Raw genomic sequence first — 17181 nt, forward strand, 5'->3', positions numbered from 1 at the left:
TCCACACGGGCGATGCAGCATTCACCGCCCCCCCGGAGCTGGCCCGGGACGACGTTGCCAAGCGATGGTTTCGCACAGGCGAGCTGCGTCCGAACTTATTTGGGATAACCGAGTGCTGCGCCGATGGTCCGGGCGGCCTCCATGACGTGGACGGAGTATTCCTTGATTTGCTTTCGCTTGATCCGCGTATCGGGCCCCGACACGCCGATCGCGCCAACGAGTTCGCCGGATCGACCGACGATGGCGCAAGCGCAGGCGGCGATGCCCTCCCGCCACTCACCATGCAACACCGAAGAATAGCCCTGGGCGCGCGCCAGCGCGATGTCCTCGCGAAGCTCCTGAATGGTGGTCCGTGTCGTATCCGTATAGCGCCTCAAATGTGGCCGGAACTGCTCGAGATAATCATCGGGCATCTTGGCAAGCATGGCCTTCCCGGTCGCCATGGTGAAGGCAGGGGCTCGCATGCCAACGCTGGTATGTGCGCGGATATGGTGGGCACTTTCGATCTTGTCGACATAGACGACTTCGGTGCCCTCGAGCACCGAGAGATGGACGGTTTCGCCGGTTAGTTCGGCCAGCTTGGCCATCGCAGGACGCGCGACGTTGAACAGATCCATCCGGTGAATGACGTGATTGCCGAGAATCCAGATCTTGGTAGTGAGTTCGTAAGTGCTGTGCGGCGGAATCTGACGCACATAGCCCTGAGCCTGCAACGTCATCAGCAGCCGATGCACATTACTCTTGGTAAACTTGAGCTCATTCGCAAGATCGGTGATCCCGCGAGGCCGTTCGCTCAGCGCGAGCGTTTCGAGCAGACGAAGTCCTTTGATAAAAGCTTTATCCATTGATCGGCCGGAAGCGGGGAAGCTCTCTGTTCAGCATGATCTTAGCTTGATCCAATCATTGGCGTGAAGTCGGCGGTGACCCCGATCTAGCAAAACCGGGGCCACCAGACCAATGGCTCCCTTTATTGAGCCAACAGCGCGTTCAGTTTTTCCTGCGCATATTCCTCATTGGTCGAATTGCCAGCTGGCGAAGGCGCGCCCCAATAGTCCGGGCTCCACTCGATGGCCTTGGCAACATTCTCGGGGTTGTTTGCCCAGTAACGCGCAATCTTCTTGTCGGTCGCCGCTTCGAAGACGACGGGCGACGGAAGCGCGACCGGGAAGGCCGACGTGAGCTGCGCGGCCCGCTTGGGATCGAGACGCCAGGACAGCAATTTCAGCGCGTTGTCGTAGTTCGGCGCCCCCTTCGGGATCGAGAAGAAATCGTAATAAATAAAGCCCTGATTGAAGGTCAGATCAATCGGCGCCCCCTCCAGAGCAAGCTTGCTCATCGAACCAGTATAGGCCTGGCACATGTCCGCCTCGCCATCGAGCAAGAGCTGGGGTGGCTGTGCTGCTGTCGTCCACCATTTGACGATATGAGGCTTGATCTCCTTGATCTTCTTGAGCGCTCGCTCCATGTCGATCGGGTACAGCTTGCTCTTCTCGACCCCATCCGCCATCAGCGCCGCCTCAAAGACGAAGCGCGGCCAGGCTGGCATGCAGCGACGTCCGGGGAATTTCTTGGTGTCCCAAAAGTCCGCCCAGCTCGACGGCACATTGTCGCCCTTGAACTTGTCCTTGTTGTAGACGAGGCCGACGCCGATCACCTGCATCGCAACGCCCTTCTTGCGCTTCAGGTTGTCCGGCATCGCGGCGAGGGTCTTGTGCGCCGATTCCGAAAGCTTGGAATAATCGATATCGGCCAGGCAGCAGTCGCCCAGCAGCTTGGTTTCCTGGTCGAAGATGAAGGTGAGATCCCACTGCGCCTTGCCGGCCTCGGCCTGCGCCTTGATCCGCGGGCCGCTGCGGGCTTCCTGCACCGTGACGACCTTGATGCCGGTCTCTTTCTCGAACGGATCGTACATCACCTTGCGCAGCGCATCGCCATAGCCGCCGCCAGGATCCTGCATGATCACGACATTGCTTTGCGCAGCGGCAAAGCCGGTCCCCATCGCGATGAATGCAGCCGAGGCCAGCGCGGATGCCGACAGTCTCAGATATTTCATTCCCACCATCTTCTCTTTCCTCCTCGTGAGTTTTTTCATGTCGCTTTTTGCGACGTTGTCAGCACCGGTCGCGCGAGGAACAGGCCCCCGACCACCAGCAGAACTTCCAGCGTCGAGACCACAGCCAGTACCGGATTGAGCCGATAGTTGATGTCACCCCAAAGCATGAGCGGAAGCGTCTTCAACTGCGCGCTCGACAGGAACAGCGTCAATACAAGTTCGTCGAACGAATGCAGGAAGGCGAAGAACGTCGCCGCCGCCAACCCTGGCGCGATGGCCGGGAGCGTGACGAGACGCAACACCGTCAGGGACGATGCACCGTGGACGGACGCCGCCTGCTCCAGCCGCGTATCTACGCCTTGGAGGGCTGCCGACAGGATCACCACGACAATTGGTAAGCCACCGATCGCATGGGCTGCAGCGAGACCGAACACCGAGCCGACAAGATCGAAACGCAAAAACAACGTGTAGAGCGACAGGCCAAGCACAACAGGCGGGACGATGATCGGACTCACCAGAAGCAGCATGATCGCAGATTTTCCGCGAATATTGCTCCTGACGATTCCAAGGGCGGCAGACGCCCCCAGCGCAACCGCGATGAAGGCGGACAGAGCCGCGATGATCGACGACGTCCAGAACGCCCTCATCCAGTTCGAATCCGAGAAGAACTGTTCATACCAGCGCAGCGAAAGGCCCGGCGGCGGGAACGTCAGATAGCTCGCGCTGCTGAAGGAGATGATCATCACGACGATGATCGGCAGGATGAGCACCGCAACTACCAGGCCGCCCATCAGCCTGACTGTCCACGTGCCGCAACTCGCCGGCAGCCGGCCGAACAACCGCAGCAACGGCCATCCAAGCAGGTCCGCGACGGCGCTGCCGAAACTGCGACGGCCTGCGCCAGCACCTGCGACGGATGCAGGTGTCTTCGGCGCGGTCTCGGTGAGCTTTCGTCCGCCCCAGATGAATTCCAGGCCGAGGAAATGGCCGGCGACGCCGACCACCAGCAAGGTGATTCCGAGCAGCACCACACCGAGCGCCTGAAGAAATCCTTCCGACGTGACAGAATCCGCCTGTTGCGTGATGTGCATGGCGAACATCTGATCGCCCGGCCCACCGAGCAACGTCGGAGTGATGAAGAAACCGATCGCCGCCACGAATACCAGCAGGAAGCCGGCACCCATGCCTGGCAGCGTCAGCGGAAGCAGCACGCGCCAGAACACGGCGATGGGGCCGGCTCCGCTTGCAAGCGCAGCGCGCGTCAAGCCCTGATCGAGCCGGGCTACGCTGGAATAGATGCTCAGCACCATCAGGGGCAGCAGCACTGCAGTCATGCCCAGCAGCACGGTGCCGCGGCTGAACAGTAGTTGCATCGGCTCGCTGAAGATGCCGATGGCGACCAGGAATTTGTTGACTGGACCGTTGCGGCCGAGCAGCACCATCCAGGCATAGGTACGGATCAGGATCGCGATGAAATAGGGCAGCACAATCGCGGTCGCCACCAAAGCGCGAACGGTGCCGCGGGTGCGGTGGATCAGGAGCGCAGTGGGATAGCCGAACAGCAGGCACAGACATGCCACCGTGACGGAAATCTGCATCGTGCGCACGAGCGATTCCCAATATAGCGGCACGGCGAAAACCCGTTGGAAATGGGCCAGCCAGGTCGGCCCACTCAGGCTGATGCGAATGAGATCAATCAGTGGCAACAGGTAGATGAAGGAGAGAAAGCCGACGGCCGGCAGCAGCAGCAGCGCCGGATTCTTGAACCGTGCGCGCCAGCTTCGGCTGGCGCCACGCATAGACTCGGCTCCTATGGATGCCATCGTCATGACAGCACCCAGCAGTCTTCCGCACCCCAGCTCACATGGAGACGATCGCCCACGGCCGGCAGCGGCCGACTGGCAGTATCGGTGCAGCGGATCAACAGGGCATCGCCGCCCTCCATCTGCGCCTCGATGCGAAGGATTTCGCCGAGGAAGATCGCGGACGTCACCCTGACAGGTGCCGACGTTGCGGTCGGCTCATTCGACACCAAGATCCGCTCCGGACGAACCAGGACGGTTGCGCGCCCGACATCGATGGCGTCGCGACTTTCCGCGTTGAAGACATAACCCGCCCGGTTCTTCAAAGTCATGGTCGTGCCGCGCTTCTGCATGATCTCCGCGTCGATCAGATTGCTCTCTCCGACGAAGGAGGCCACGAACCGGTTGGTCGGATGGCGATAGATCTCCAGCGGCCGACCAATCTGCACGATCTTGCCAGCATCGAGCACCGCAATACGGTCGCTCATCGTCAGCGCTTCGCCCTGGTCGTGGGTCACGAACAGGATCGTGCTGCCGATGGTTTGATGAAGATCGCGGATTTCGATCTGGATCGACTCGCGCAGCCGCCTGTCCAGTGCGCTGAGCGGTTCGTCCATCAACACGACCTTGGGCCGCATCACGATGGCGCGTGCAATGGCGACGCGCTGCTGCTGCCCACCCGACATCTCCGAAGGCGATTTTCTCGCGTGGTCGGACAGCCGCATGATTTCCAGCGTTTCGGCAACGCGGCGTTCCGTCGTCTCGCGATCGACGCCAGCCATGCGCATCGGAAACGCAACGTTTTGCGTCACCGTCATATTCGGGAATAGCGCGTAGCTCTGGAACACCATGCCGAAGCCCCGCTTGTGCGTCGGCACATTGTGGACCGGCTTTCCATCGACGAGAATTTCGCCGCCGTCGAGACTCTGGAATCCGGCCAGCAGGTTCAGCAGCGTCGTCTTGCCGCTGCCAGAAGGGCCGAGCAGCGTAATGAATTCGCCAGGCTCGATGTCCAGACTGATCCGGTCAACGGCACGGAAGCTGCCATACTGCTTCTCTGCTTCGCGAACAGCAATGCTCGATCCGATGACGCCACGTTCGCTGAAGTGATCGCTCTGCGATGCCTGAACAACAGAATCATTACCGCGCTTGGCGCGCAGAGCCGTTGGCTCGCCCATTTCTTCCTCCCTGAGCGTTCTATATTGCAGAACACTTTTCCATATATTGTTTGCCGTTGCACGATCTTGTCAAGTAACGCCTTGAGGCTGGCGCATGAATTGCTCTGCAACTCAACGGTGTTCGCGCGCCAGGCACTGCAACCAAAGCCTTTCCGCAAAAACGAATTGACAGTTTCGTCAAAGTGCAACTACCTTAAACTCAGAACTGCGTTCTACAATATAGAACAAATTATCAGGGGAGGCTATTTTGCTCAGCGCACTCGGCGCCATGGCGAAGCACATCGAGCCGGGCATGCGCATCGCATTGCCGGTCGATTACGCCGGCGTATCCATGGCCATGACCCGTCCGATCATCGAGCACGGCGCAGGCAATCTCGATCTCGTCTGCGTGCCGACCGGCGGACTTCAGGTTGACCAGCTCATTGGAGCGGGCCTGGTGCGGTCGGTTGAGACGAGCGCCATTTCGCTGGGGGAAGCTGGCGGTGCCCCCCGTTTCAACGCGGCCGTGAGAGAGGGCGCAGTCCAATTGAAGGACGCCACATGCCCTGCGATCCACGCCGGATTGATGGCGGCGCAGAAGGGCATCCCCTTCATGCCCATGCGCGGCCTGATCGGCAGCGACGTGCTGCGCTATCGCGAGGACTGGCGCGTCATCGACAATCCTCTCGCCGACGCCGCCGACCCGATCGTTCTGATTCCGGCGATCAAACCGGACGTCACCATCTTCCACGCGCCGATGGCCGATCGCTTCGGCAATGTCTGGATCGGGCGACGCCGTGAACTTGCGGCTATGGCTTATGCGTCCGAAACGATCCTCGTCACCGTCGAGCGTATCGTCGACGAAAATCTGCTCGCAGATGAGATGAGCGCCGCCGGCGTTCTACCGGCGCTGTACGTCACTGCCGTTGGTCTCGCGCCGAAAGGCGCATGGCCGTATGGCCTATGGGGCGAGTATTCGACCGACACCGAAGAGATCGCGCATTATGCGAAAGAGGCACGCTCGGCCGAGGGCTTCTCCGCATATATGTCTCTTGCGCAGACTGAGACGGCGTGATGACGGACGTTCTCCCCCGCGAAGTATTGATCTGCACCATCGCGCGACTGCTGGACGGCGTCCGGCATGTTGCGGTCGGCGCCTCCTCTCCCATTCCGGCCGCCGGCGCCATGCTGCTGCGTGCACTCAAGGAAGCCGGCGGCACCAAGGGACCGCGCATCTCGATCCTTGGCTCGGTCGAGCACAACTTCTTCACTAACGGCTCCGCCGAATTGTTCGACTGCGCTGGTCAGGGCCGCATCGATGCGTTCTTCCTGGGCGGAGGGCAGATCGACGGCTGCGGCAATGTCAATCTGGTCGGGGTCGGCGACTATCCGCAGTCAAGTGTGCGATGGCCCGGCTCGTTCGGATCAGCGTATCTGTACTACGTTGTGCCGCGAGTCATCCTGTTTCGCGAAGAGCACACGCCACGCGCGCTCGTCGAGAAGGTGGATTTCATCAGCGCACCTGGCGTCAGCGACGACGGCGTGTTCCGAAGCGGCGGTCCGATTGCATTGCTGACCAGCAAGGCGCTGTTCCGGTTCGACAAGACCCGTCCCGGCTTCGAACTTGAGAGCATTCATCCCGGCCACGACCTTGCCGAAATCAGGGCCGCGACCGGCTTCCAATTCGACCATGACGACCAGCCGGAACAGACGGCGCTGCCGGACCGGACCACGCTGGATCTGCTGCGCGGTCGCGTGCTTGACGAAGTTGCCGAGACCTATCCCGATTTCGCCACGCAGATGCGGCGCGAACTTCGTGACGTCGCGCGGCCGCTGTCGCATGTCTCATGATGTCCAGCAACGCGGGCCAGCCCACGGAGACAACGCGTGAGTGAGATCAGGCGGGTACCCCACTGCAGCCATTGGGGCGCCTACACGATCCTGCTCAAGGACGAGCAGATCGTAGGCGTCGAGCCATTCGAACACGATCCGGCGCCGTCACCGATCATTCATTCGATTGCAGAATGGGCCAAGCCGGAACGCCGCGTGTTGCAGCCGATGGTTCGTTCCGGGTGGCTGGAGAAACGAGAAAATAGCGACCGCCGCAAGCGTGGCCAGGAGAAATTTGTCGCCGTCAGTTGGGACGAGGCATCGACGCTCGTGGCGGACGAGATTCGCCGCGTCTCCGGCACGTTTGGCAACGCCTCGATCTTTGCCGGTTCCTACGGCTGGACCAATTCGGGTCGGCTGCACCATGCCTCGTCGCTGCTGAAGCGCATGCTCAATCTCGTCGGCGGCTTCACCCGGCACGTCGACACCTATTCCATCGCGGCCGGTCCGGTGATCCTGCGCCATACGCTGGGCAGCACAGAAGCCTGTGACGGCCAATCCAATACGCTCGATACCATTGCCGGGCACACCGAGACGCTGGTGGTGTTCGGCGCCCTGTCGCCGCGCACCGCGCAGAGCGAGGCCGGAGGCATCGGCAGCCATCGGCTCGAAACCTATCTCAGAAAGATCGTCGCGCGCGGCATCAAGATCATTCACGTCTCGCCCCTGAAGGACGACATGCCGGATTGGGTCGATGCCGAATGGTGGCCGATCCGCCCGAACACGGACACGGCACTCATGCTCGGCCTCGCTGGCGAGATCGTGAAGGCGGGGCGCCACGACAAGGATTTCCTCGGTCGCTGCACCAGCGGATCCGACCGCCTGCTGCGCTATCTCGACGGCGCATCGGACGGCACGCCAAAGGATGCCGCCTGGGCTGCGGCGATCTGCGGGCTCGACGCCGGCAAGATCGGCGAGCTCGCTACGCGCCTGGTCGATACCCGCAGCATGCTTACTGTGAGCTGGAGCCTGCAGCGCGCGCATCATGGCGAACAACCTTTCTGGGCCGCGCTCGGCCTCGCCTCGGTCATCGGCCAGATCGGGCTTCCGGGCGGTGGCGTCGGCTATGGCTACGCCTCACTCGGCGGCGTTGGCGCACCTTTCAACATCGGCAAATCGCCGGGCATGTCGCAACTGACGAAGCAGATCGACAGTTTCATCCCGGTGGCGCGCATCAGCGACATGCTACTCAATCCCGGCGCTGAATTCACCTATGAGGGACAGACTCACGTCTATCCGGATACGCGGCTGGTCTATTGGGCGGGCGGCAATCCCTATCACCATCATCAGGACATCAATCGTCTCTCCGAAGCCTGGACGCGGCCTGAGACGATCATCGTGCAGGACCCAATGTTCACGGCGACGGCGCAGCGCGCCGACATCGTATTGCCGGCGACCACGTCGATCGAACGCAACGATCTGGCGGGCAACAAGCGCTCGGACCTCATCCTCGCGATGAAACAGGCCATCAATCCCGTAGGAGACTCCCTCCCCGATTTCGACATCTTCAATCTGATTGCCGGAAAGCTTGGCGTTGCCGATCGTTTCAACGAGGGGCGCGACGAAATGGGCTGGGTCCGATATCTCTACGATGTCAGCCGCAAGGATGCGCTGGAGCAGTTCGGCTTCGAGATGCCAGCCTTCGATGAGTTCTGGGAGACTGGCTATGCCCGCTGTCCGGTCAAGGCCGATCACACTTTCCTCGCCGATTTCCGCGAGACGCCCGAGAAATTCCCGCTGAAGACCGAAAGCGGAAAGATTGTACTGGGCAGTGAAATGCTTGCCGGACTCAACTATGACGATTGCCGTTCGCATCCGGCCTGGATCGAGCCAGCCGAGTGGCTGGGCAACAGTGACGATCCGGCTGAGCTGCACCTGATCACGCATCAGCCGGCCGGCCGCCTGCACAGTCAACTCGAGACCGGCGCGTCGAGCCGGGCCATGAAGCGCAATGGGCGCGAACAGGCCCAGCTCAATCCGGACGATGCACATGCACGTGAAATCGTCGATGGCCAGACCATCCGTATCTGGAACACCCGCGGCGCCTGCCTGGCCACGGCCCAAGTCACCCATTCCTTGCGCCGCGGCGTTGTGATCCTGCCGACCGGTGCATGGTTTACACCGCGGGGTGACGATGGTCTCGAGGTCGCCGGCAATCCGAACGTGCTCACCCTCGATGTCGGCACCTCGCAATTCGGTCAGGGCTGCTCAGCGCATACCTGTCTTGTAAAGGTGGAACCGCACATCGCAGATCAGCGCGACGCCTTCGAAGAATATCAGAATCAACTGGCCGCGCTTGTGGCCGTCTGAAAAGGAACTGCAACAATGACGACTCCTGCCATCAGCCGCTTTCCCGTGCCCGACATTGCGGACATGCCGGAAGACATTCGCACCCGCATTCTTGCGGTTCAGGAGAAGTCGGGTTTCGTGCCCAACGTCTTCCTGACCCTGGCGCATCGCCCCGAGGAATTCCGGGCCTTCTTCGCCTATCACGACGCCCTGATGGACAAGCCGGGCCCCATCACCAAGGCCGAGCGCGAGATGATCGTGGTCGCCACCAGCAATGCAAATCAATGCCAGTATTGCGTCGTCGCTCATGGTGCCATCCTGCGCATCCGCGCCAAGAACCCGCTGATCGCGGACCAGGTGGCTGTGAATTACCGAAAGGCCGATATCACCGAGCGGCAGAAGGCCATGCTCGACTTTGCGATGAAGGTCTCGATGCAAGCCTACGAAGTCGGCAATGCCGATATCGAAACCCTGAAGACGCACGGGTTCACTGAGGAAGATGCGTGGGATATTGGCGCGATTGCAGCGTTTTTCGGCATGTCCAACAGGCTGGCAAACATCACCAGCATGCGTCCCAATGACGAGTTCTTTTCGATGGGGCGCTGACGCGCCTCAGCGATAATCCATCAACATTGCAGCGTCACCGGTGGTGACGCGTGGCGAGGATAAGCAACATGGTGACGACCCCATTGCCAGACATCCAGGTTCGACAATCCATCATCGACGCATGCCGGGAGATGTCGGCGCTGGGCATCAACCAGGGCACGTCCGGCAATATCAGCGTCCGCACCGACGACGGCATCCTGGTCACGCCATCGGGCGTGCCCTATGACAGCATGCGGCCCGAGGATATCGTCGCTATGAAATGGGACGGCTCGTGGACGGCATCGCCGGGCAATGTGCCGTCGACGGAGTGGCGCTTCCACCTCGACATCCTCAGGTCGAAGCCCGAGACATCAGCCGTGGTCCACGCGCATCCGATCTTCTGCACCGTGATCGCGATCATGAACCGACCGATTCCGGCTATCCACTATATGATCGCGGCAGCCGGCGGTAACGACATCCCCTGCGCACCTTATGCCCAATACGGTACGGAGGAGCTTTCACGACTGGCCCTGATCGCCCTGCGTCATCGTCGTGCCTGCCTGCTGGCGCATCACGGGCTGATCGCGATCGGTCCAAATCTGCGCAAGGCTTTGTGGCTTGCGGTCGAGGTCGAGGTGCTCGCCAAGCAGTATCATGGCTGCCTGCAGCTCGGCACGCCGCCACTGCTGCCCGACGATGAGATCGACAGCCTCCTCAAGCGCTGGGGTCAATACGGCCTGCGCGACGGCAGCAGCGCGTAATACATCTCCCATCGCCTGAACTGAACCACTTCCCACCATCAACTCCTGCGAGACATGCCTCATGGCACACGAATACGACGTCAGCGTCTGCGGCACCTACATCCTGGACATCCTCGGCGTTCCAGTCACCGAAATCCCGGCCGGTGGTGGGCGCGCTCTGATCGATGAGATTCGCCTCACGGTGGCCGGTACGGCCGGCGGCACCGTGGTGCCATGCGCGCGATTGGGCGTGAAGGCGCGTGCTGTCGGCGCTGTGGGCGACGACGAAAAGGCCGATTGGGTGCTGAATGCACTCACGCGTGAAGGCATTGATATCTCGGTGATGGAGCGGATGGCCGGCAGCCCGACGTCAGCCACGATCCTCCCCATCCGTCCAGACGGGTCCCGCCCCGTCCTGCATGCCCGCGGCGCCTCCGCCCGCTGGCGCATTTCGGAACACGCCCAGAAAGTGGCCTGCCAGAGCAAGGTGCTGCATCTCGGCGGCGTTGGCTCGCTGCTGCAAATGGACGGCGCTCCATCGGTGTCGCTGCTCAAGGATGCGAAAGCCGCCGGCTGCATCACGACTCTCGATCTGATTCAGGCGCGAAGCGAAACTCTCGCATTGGTCGAGCCGTTGATGCCCTATGTGGACTTTTTCATGCCAAGCATCGATGAGACCCACGCTCTGGTCGGCACCGACGATCCCGCCGCCTGCGCGCAGTTCTTCATCGGCAAGGGTGCCGGCGCCTGCGCCATCTCGCTCGGCGAGAACGGCTCCTTCGTGATGACGCGTGACGGACGGCAGTTCACGGTGCCGGCTTTCGAGGTGATGGTGCGCGATACTTCGGGCTGCGGCGATTCCTACACCGGCGGCTTCATTGCCGGGCTCGTTCGCGACTGGGATCTGCTCGAATGCGCGAAACTGGCCACCGCGACGGCTGCAATCGTCGCAACGGGTCTGGGTTCCGGCGCCAATCTCATCTCCTTCGACGAGACCATCAAGGCGATGAACACGCTGCCGGTCCGCGGCGCAGCGCGCTCATAGATTATCCTTCACATCACATCTATCGGCACAACAGGATCGAACACATCATGACCAGAACCGCCATCGTCACGGGAGCCAGCCGTGGAATTGGACGCGCGATTGCCATTGGCTTGGCCCAGCGCGGCTATAACCTTGCACTGAACGATATCGCTGCTCAGGAGTCAGTTCTCCTGGAGACCGTCGCTACGGTCGAGAAGATTGGTGGACAGTGCTTCCCCGTGCTGGCCGATGTCAGCAAGATCAGCGACTGCCAGCGCTCAGTCATCGAAGCTGTGAAAGGCCTCGGGCACATCGATGTCCTGGTCAATAATGCAGGCATCCTGAAACTGTCCGCGATCGAGGAATTGACGCCCGAGATCTGGGACCAGACTTTTGCCGTCAACGTGCGCGGCGTTTTCCAGATGACCCAGGCAGTCGTGGCGCATATGAAGGAACGGCGCTACGGCCGAATCGTCAACATCGCGTCGCTGGCCGCGCGAACGGGCGGACCCGGGCAATCGCACTATGCCGCATCGAAGTCCGCCGTCGTCGGTTTTACACGAGTCTCATCGATGGAGTTCGGAGGTCACGGCATCACGGTCAATGCCGTATGCCCCGGCATAATCCTGACGGAGATGGGCCGCAACAATCTTCGCGATCCGGAGCGGGTTACTTACTTCGAAAAAATTACCGACCTGCATCGGCTCGGAGAGCCCGAAGACGTCGTCGGTCCCGTTGCGTTCTTTGCGTCGGATGATTCAGCGTTCGTGACGGGTCAGGCGCTCAACGTGGATGGCGGCATCTTCTACAGCTAGACGAGAGACTTGGTCCATCGCCCGTTAGAGTATGGGCCGGAAGCGGACATTTCGACATGTCCGCTTTCGCCACAAGCGCCCATGCCAATATCATTCCAGGCCGAGATAAGCCGCTTTTACTTTGGGATCTGACAGCAATTGCGATGCAGGCCCGGCATGAACAATACGGCCGGTTTCAATCACATAACCCCGGTCGGCAATTTCAAGCGCTGCCATCGCATTCTGTTCAACAAGCAATACGGTCATGCCGAGGGCACGCAACGAAACGATGGCGGCCAATATCTGATCAACAAGCAAGGGTGACAGGCCGAGCGAGGGTTCATCCAGCAGCAGCAGCTTCGGCTTCCCCATCAGGGCCCGGCCGATGGCCAGCATCTGCTGCTGGCCGCCTGACAGGCCACCTGCTATTTGATTCCGCTTTTCCGCCAGAATTGGAAACATGCCGAAGATCCTGTCGCGATCCACAGCGATCTCCTTGTCGCGCCGCAGATAGGCGCCGAGCCGGAGATTATCCTCGACGGTGAGCGGACCGAATATCTGGCGGCCTTCCGGGGACTGGAGAATGCCACGTGCCACGCGGAGATGTGGAGGCAGGCCGTCGATGCGTTCACCGAGAAACGTCACCCGGCCGTCGCTTATCGGCTGAACGCCGGATAGCGCATGCAGCAGCGTCGTCTTGCCGGCACCGTTCGAACCGATCAGCGCAACGACTTCGCCTGTCTTCACGTCAAGATTGACGCCCTTGAGAACGTCAATACGTCCGTAACGACTGCATAGATTGGAGATCTCAAGCACGGGCCGCCTCCCGTGCACCATGCTTGCCGAGATAGGCCTCAAGCACCGCCGGATTGGCTCGCACCTCGGCTGGACTGCCTTCGATCAGCGGTCGTCCTCGCTCCAGCACCAGAATGCGATCGGAGATCTTCATCACCAGCTTCATGTCGTGCTCGACCAGCACCACGGCGATGCCCTTCGCGGCCACCCGGCAGATCAGCCGGTCGATCTCCTCGGTCTCCACCGAATTACAGCCCGCCGCCGGTTCGTCGAGCAACAACACGCGCGGCTCACTCGCCAGCGCGCGCGCAATCTCGAGCCGCTTGCAGGCGCCGTAGGACAACGCCCCCGCCAGCGTGTCAGCGCTATCGCGCAATCCGACCTCGTCGAGGAACGCCGCAGCGGCTTCCCGGGTCTCCCTGTTCTGCCGCGTTACCGATGGCAGCCTCAACAGATCTGCGAACAGGTTGCACCTTTCCTGCAGATGGCGGCCGACCATGACGTTCTCGATCGCGGTCATGCGCTGGAAGATCTGCAGGTTCTGGAAGGTGCGTGACAGGCCCCGCGCCGCCAGTGCATCCGGCGCGAAACGGGTGACATCTTGCCCGGCCAGTTCGACCCGGCCCTGGCTCGCTTCGTAGATGCCGGAGACCACATTGAACAATGTGGTCTTGCCGGCGCCATTCGGCCCGATGATGGAGAATATCTGGCCGGCCTCAACGGAGAAGCCGACGCCGTCGATGGCCTTGAGGCCGCCGAACGAGATGCCGATATCGCTGACTTTGAGAATGGTCATGCGCGGCGCCCCGTCATGAATTTCGACAGCACGGGCACGATGCCCTCGCGCATGAAGATCATCGATACGATGATGATGAAACCCAGCATCAGATTCTCGTATTCCTGAAACACGGTGAGAACCTGCGGCAACATGATCAGCACCGCCGCCCCGACGATACTGCCTACCACCGAGCCGAGGCCGCCCAAGACGACCATGGTCACCAGTTCGATGGAATGGAGGAAGCCGGCCTGATCCGGATTGACGAAGCCGTTCATCAGCGCGAGCGCGGAACCTGCGAGTGAAGCGTAGACCGCAGCAACGACGAAGGCCTGCAACTTGAAACGATTGACGTTGACGCCAGTCACCCTGGCGGCGATCTCGCTGTCATGCAGCGCGCGAAACGCGCGTCCGGTCGGCGTATCATCCAGATTGAGCGCGACCCAGGTGCCAGCGAGCAGCAGCCCGCCCGTAATCCAGTACCAGGTATCGGAGCCGCTGGCGCGCCAGCCGAACAGCGTGAGTTTCATCACCGATATGCCATCCGGACCACCGGTCCAGCGGCTTTCTGTGGTGATGACCAGCGCCACCAGCACGCCGAAGCCGAGCGTTGCGATAGCGAGATAGTGTCCCTTCAGGCGAAGGATCGGGCGGCCGACCAGGAAGGCCAGCAGCGCCGACAGCACGCAGCCGAGCAGAGCCGCCGCCAACGACGGCACGCCGAGATGCGTCGGGCCGATCGCGACGGCATAGGCGCCGATCCCGAAAAAACCGGCATGGCCGAGACTGACCTGGCCGGCCTTTCCCATCAGGATATTCAGGCCGATCGCCGCGAAGGCAGAGACCCAGACCAATGACGCGACCCGGAAATAATAGCTCGACGGAAATGCCAGCGGCAGGACGGCGATGACGATCGCCAGCACGAGCAGAATGCCATAGCGGTGGCGCAAGGCTGCAAGCATCGCTCAGACCCTCTCGATGGTGCGGCGGCCAAATAGTCCCTGGGGCGCGGCAAACAGCGCTGAGAGGATCACGATGAAGGCAAACGCATCCTTATAGGTCGAGCTGATGTAACCGGCGCCGAACGCTTCGAGCAGCCCGAGTAGTAGCCCGCCTGCAACGGCTCCGAGCGGATTGCCCATGCCGCCGAGCATGGCCGCAGCAAAACCCTTCAGCGCCAGCAACGTACCGACATCGTAGCTCGTCAGGGTGATCGGCGTGATCAGGATGCCAGCAACACCACCGATGGCGGCCGAACCGCCGAAAGCCAGCGCCATGATGGTGGTGGTATTGATGCCGACCAGCCGCGCGGCGAACCGGTTGGCCGACGTGGCGAGCACAGCCTTGCCGAGCAGGGTGCGTTCGAGAAAGACGTAGAGCAGCAGGACCATTACGGCCGTGCCGCCAATCACCCAGAAGCTCTGCGGCTGAACGGCCGCGCCGAGAATCTGCACCGGCGTATCACCGGAGAATGACGGCAGCTTGTGAAACTGTTTGTCGAAAACGATCTGCGCCGCACCGCGCAACAGAATCGACGCGCCGATGGTGATGATGATCAGCGACACGGCCGACGCACCGCGGGCCGGCGCGATTGCGAGCCAGTACAGCAACAGGCCAAGGACGACCGACACGATGACCGCGACCAGCGCCGCAAACGGCAGCGGCACACCGGCCGCATGAACGAACACCGTGACCATTCCGCCCAGCATGACGAACTCGCCTTGCGCGAAGTTCACCACGTCGGAGGCGTTGTAGACCAGGGTAAAGCCAAGCGCGACCAGGGCGTAGACCGCGCCGATCGTCAGGCCCGAGACCAGAAATTGAAAAAACTCCGGCATGCGTGCCAACGGCCTTTCATTGCCAGTACAATCTGTTCTGCGTGGAGCGAGAACGGTCGATCCCCGCGCACGACGATGGATGTCGCGGAGATCGCCGTTTGTGACGTCAGGTACCGGATGGCAACAGGGTCCAGTCGCCGCCCTTCACTTCCAGCATGCGGAAGGCGGATAGATCGAGGCCGAGATGGTCAGTCGGAGACATGGTCACGATACCACCGGTACCGACAAAGCCCTTGGTCTTCTCGATTTCATCGCGCACCTTCTTGGCGTCGGTGGAATTGGCGCGCTTCATCGCCTCGACCATGATGTACAACCCATCATATGCATGACCGCCAAAGGTCGAGACCGGCTGCTTCGCCGTTGCCTCGAATGTCTGCTTGTAGTCGACCACGACCTTCTTCTGCGGATCGCCGTCCGGCAGCTTGTCGCCGACCAGAAGCGCCGCAGCCGGAAGCCGTACGCCTTCTGCGGCCGGACCGGCGAGTTCGATGAAGCTCTTCGAGGCCACGCCATGGCTCTGATACAGCGGGGTCGCCGACATGCCGAGCTGCGCATAATTGCGCGTCACGATCGCGGGTCCTTGCCCAAAACCCGGATTGACCACCGCCTGCACCCCGGCAACGCTCTTGATCTTGGTGAGCTGCGCTGTCATGTCGCTGTCGCGCGGGCCATAGGTTTCTTCGGCGAGAATCTGCACGCCATAGGTCGGGGCGACCTTGACGCATTGCGCCCGCATCGATGCGCCGAAGCCGTCGGTGCCGGAAATCATCGCTACCTTGGTGAAATTGCGCTGCTTGAGGTTCTCGAAGATCTTCTCGCAGGCCATCTTGTCGGTATGCGGCGTCTTGAAAATGAACTTGCGCACGGGATCGACCACTTCGATCGCGCCGGCCAGCGAGATGAACGGCACCTGCGCATCTTCGAACACCGGGATCATCGCCATCGTCGTGCCCGTGGTCGAACCACCGACCATCGCAACGACCTTGTCGTCTTCGATCAGACGGGTGGCGAATGTGCGCGCCTTGTTGGCATCGCCGCCGTCGTCATAGATGACGAGTTCGATCTTCTTGCCGGCCACGCCACCGGCAGCGTTGATCTTGTCGACATACATGCGCAGCGTTTTGTCTTCGGGCTCGCCGAGAAACGACGCCGGACCCGTGACCGACAACACCGACCCGATCTTGACGGTCTGCTGTGCGAGTGCCGGATTGTAGATGAACAGTCCCGACAGCGGCAGCGCAACGGCTGCGGCAATAGCAAGGCTCTTGAAATGCGAGTGGCGCGTCATCTCGTTTCCTCCCCTGTGATGGCCGCCCATTTTTGAGCGTGCCCGGCGCTTTGCGTGCATCCTAGCGGCCAAACCGCGCGCGATGGCACCAAATCCCGGATCGACTTTTATAATTGACCGAACGGTTGGTCAATAGTAACGTCTGCTTCAC

Annotated in this window: 16 protein-coding genes; 7 read left to right on the forward strand and 9 right to left on the reverse strand. The window is 61.3% G+C overall.

Features of this window, described 5'->3' with window-relative positions:
- Positions 1 to 95 precede the first annotated feature (95 nt).
- The 4 genes from ACEK02_RS28275 to ACEK02_RS28290 form a co-directional block, all read right to left on the reverse strand.
- Positions 96 to 845, reverse strand: a complete 750-nt coding sequence (locus ACEK02_RS28275; protein WP_371424786.1) for an IclR family transcriptional regulator — start codon at positions 843 to 845, stop codon at positions 96 to 98.
- A 122-nt stretch (positions 846 to 967) separates the two neighbouring features.
- A complete protein-coding gene (locus ACEK02_RS28280) occupies positions 968 to 2062 on the reverse strand; it encodes an extracellular solute-binding protein (RefSeq protein WP_371424787.1) in 1095 nt (364 codons plus the stop codon).
- 26 nt (positions 2063 to 2088) lie between these two features.
- The gene (locus ACEK02_RS28285) at positions 2089 to 3852 is read right to left on the reverse strand and encodes an ABC transporter permease subunit (RefSeq protein ID WP_371424788.1); all 1764 of its coding nucleotides are present in this window, start codon (positions 3850 to 3852) and stop codon (positions 2089 to 2091) included.
- A gap of 26 nt (positions 3853 to 3878) precedes the next feature.
- Entirely contained in the window at positions 3879 to 5033 is a 1155-nt protein-coding gene (locus ACEK02_RS28290) for an ABC transporter ATP-binding protein (protein WP_371424789.1), read from the reverse strand.
- Between the two features lie 268 nt (positions 5034 to 5301).
- Between ACEK02_RS28290 and ACEK02_RS28295 the strand changes: the two genes are divergently transcribed.
- The 7 genes from ACEK02_RS28295 (at position 5302) to ACEK02_RS28325 (ending at position 12355) form a co-directional block, all read left to right on the forward strand.
- A complete protein-coding gene (locus ACEK02_RS28295) occupies positions 5302 to 6087 on the forward strand; it encodes a CoA transferase subunit A (protein ID WP_371424902.1) in 786 nt (261 codons plus the stop codon).
- Positions 6087 to 6863 carry a CoA-transferase gene (locus ACEK02_RS28300; RefSeq protein WP_371424790.1) on the forward strand — a complete coding sequence of 259 codons (777 nt, stop codon included), beginning with the start codon at positions 6087 to 6089 and terminating at the stop codon, positions 6861 to 6863. The genes ACEK02_RS28295 and ACEK02_RS28300 overlap by 1 nt, the downstream gene beginning before the upstream one ends.
- A gap of 36 nt (positions 6864 to 6899) precedes the next feature.
- Positions 6900 to 9212, forward strand: a complete 2313-nt coding sequence (locus ACEK02_RS28305) for a molybdopterin-dependent oxidoreductase (RefSeq protein WP_371424791.1) — start codon at positions 6900 to 6902, stop codon at positions 9210 to 9212.
- Between the two features lie 15 nt (positions 9213 to 9227).
- The gene (locus ACEK02_RS28310; protein WP_371424792.1) at positions 9228 to 9797 is read left to right on the forward strand and encodes a peroxidase-related enzyme; all 570 of its coding nucleotides are present in this window, start codon (positions 9228 to 9230) and stop codon (positions 9795 to 9797) included.
- A gap of 68 nt (positions 9798 to 9865) precedes the next feature.
- Positions 9866 to 10537 carry an L-fuculose-phosphate aldolase gene (locus ACEK02_RS28315; protein ID WP_371424793.1) on the forward strand — a complete coding sequence of 224 codons (672 nt, stop codon included), beginning with the start codon at positions 9866 to 9868 and terminating at the stop codon, positions 10535 to 10537.
- 61 nt (positions 10538 to 10598) lie between these two features.
- Positions 10599 to 11561 carry a sugar kinase gene (locus tag ACEK02_RS28320; protein WP_371424794.1) on the forward strand — a complete coding sequence of 321 codons (963 nt, stop codon included), beginning with the start codon at positions 10599 to 10601 and terminating at the stop codon, positions 11559 to 11561.
- Between the two features lie 47 nt (positions 11562 to 11608).
- Positions 11609 to 12355, forward strand: a complete 747-nt coding sequence (locus tag ACEK02_RS28325; RefSeq protein WP_371424795.1) for an SDR family NAD(P)-dependent oxidoreductase — start codon at positions 11609 to 11611, stop codon at positions 12353 to 12355.
- Positions 12356 to 12445: 90 nt separating this feature from the next.
- Here ACEK02_RS28325 and ACEK02_RS28330 read toward each other — a convergent pair whose 3' ends face one another.
- The 5 genes from ACEK02_RS28330 to ACEK02_RS28350 all read right to left on the reverse strand — a co-directional run bounded on the left by ACEK02_RS28330 (position 12446) and on the right by ACEK02_RS28350 (position 17030).
- Positions 12446 to 13150 carry an ABC transporter ATP-binding protein gene (locus ACEK02_RS28330; RefSeq protein WP_371424796.1) on the reverse strand — a complete coding sequence of 235 codons (705 nt, stop codon included), beginning with the start codon at positions 13148 to 13150 and terminating at the stop codon, positions 12446 to 12448.
- Positions 13143 to 13925, reverse strand: coding sequence for an ABC transporter ATP-binding protein (locus tag ACEK02_RS28335; protein ID WP_371424797.1), 783 nt, complete (start codon positions 13923 to 13925; stop codon positions 13143 to 13145). The genes ACEK02_RS28330 and ACEK02_RS28335 overlap by 8 nt, the downstream gene beginning before the upstream one ends.
- Complete coding sequence (locus tag ACEK02_RS28340; RefSeq protein WP_371424798.1) at positions 13922 to 14866, reverse strand: branched-chain amino acid ABC transporter permease; 945 nt, start codon at positions 14864 to 14866, stop codon at positions 13922 to 13924. The genes ACEK02_RS28335 and ACEK02_RS28340 overlap by 4 nt, the downstream gene beginning before the upstream one ends.
- A 3-nt stretch (positions 14867 to 14869) precedes the next feature.
- On the reverse strand, positions 14870 to 15742 hold the full coding sequence (locus ACEK02_RS28345; RefSeq protein WP_371424903.1) for a branched-chain amino acid ABC transporter permease: 873 nt from the start codon (positions 15740 to 15742) through the stop codon (positions 14870 to 14872).
- A gap of 106 nt (positions 15743 to 15848) precedes the next feature.
- Positions 15849 to 17030: an ABC transporter substrate-binding protein gene (locus ACEK02_RS28350; protein ID WP_371424799.1), complete on the reverse strand. Its 1182-nt coding sequence runs from the start codon at positions 17028 to 17030 to the stop codon at positions 15849 to 15851.
- Positions 17031 to 17181: the final 151 nt, after the last annotated feature.

This window comes from Tardiphaga sp., assembly GCF_041424195.1.
Taxonomy (GTDB): Bacteria; Pseudomonadota; Alphaproteobacteria; order Rhizobiales; family Xanthobacteraceae; genus Tardiphaga.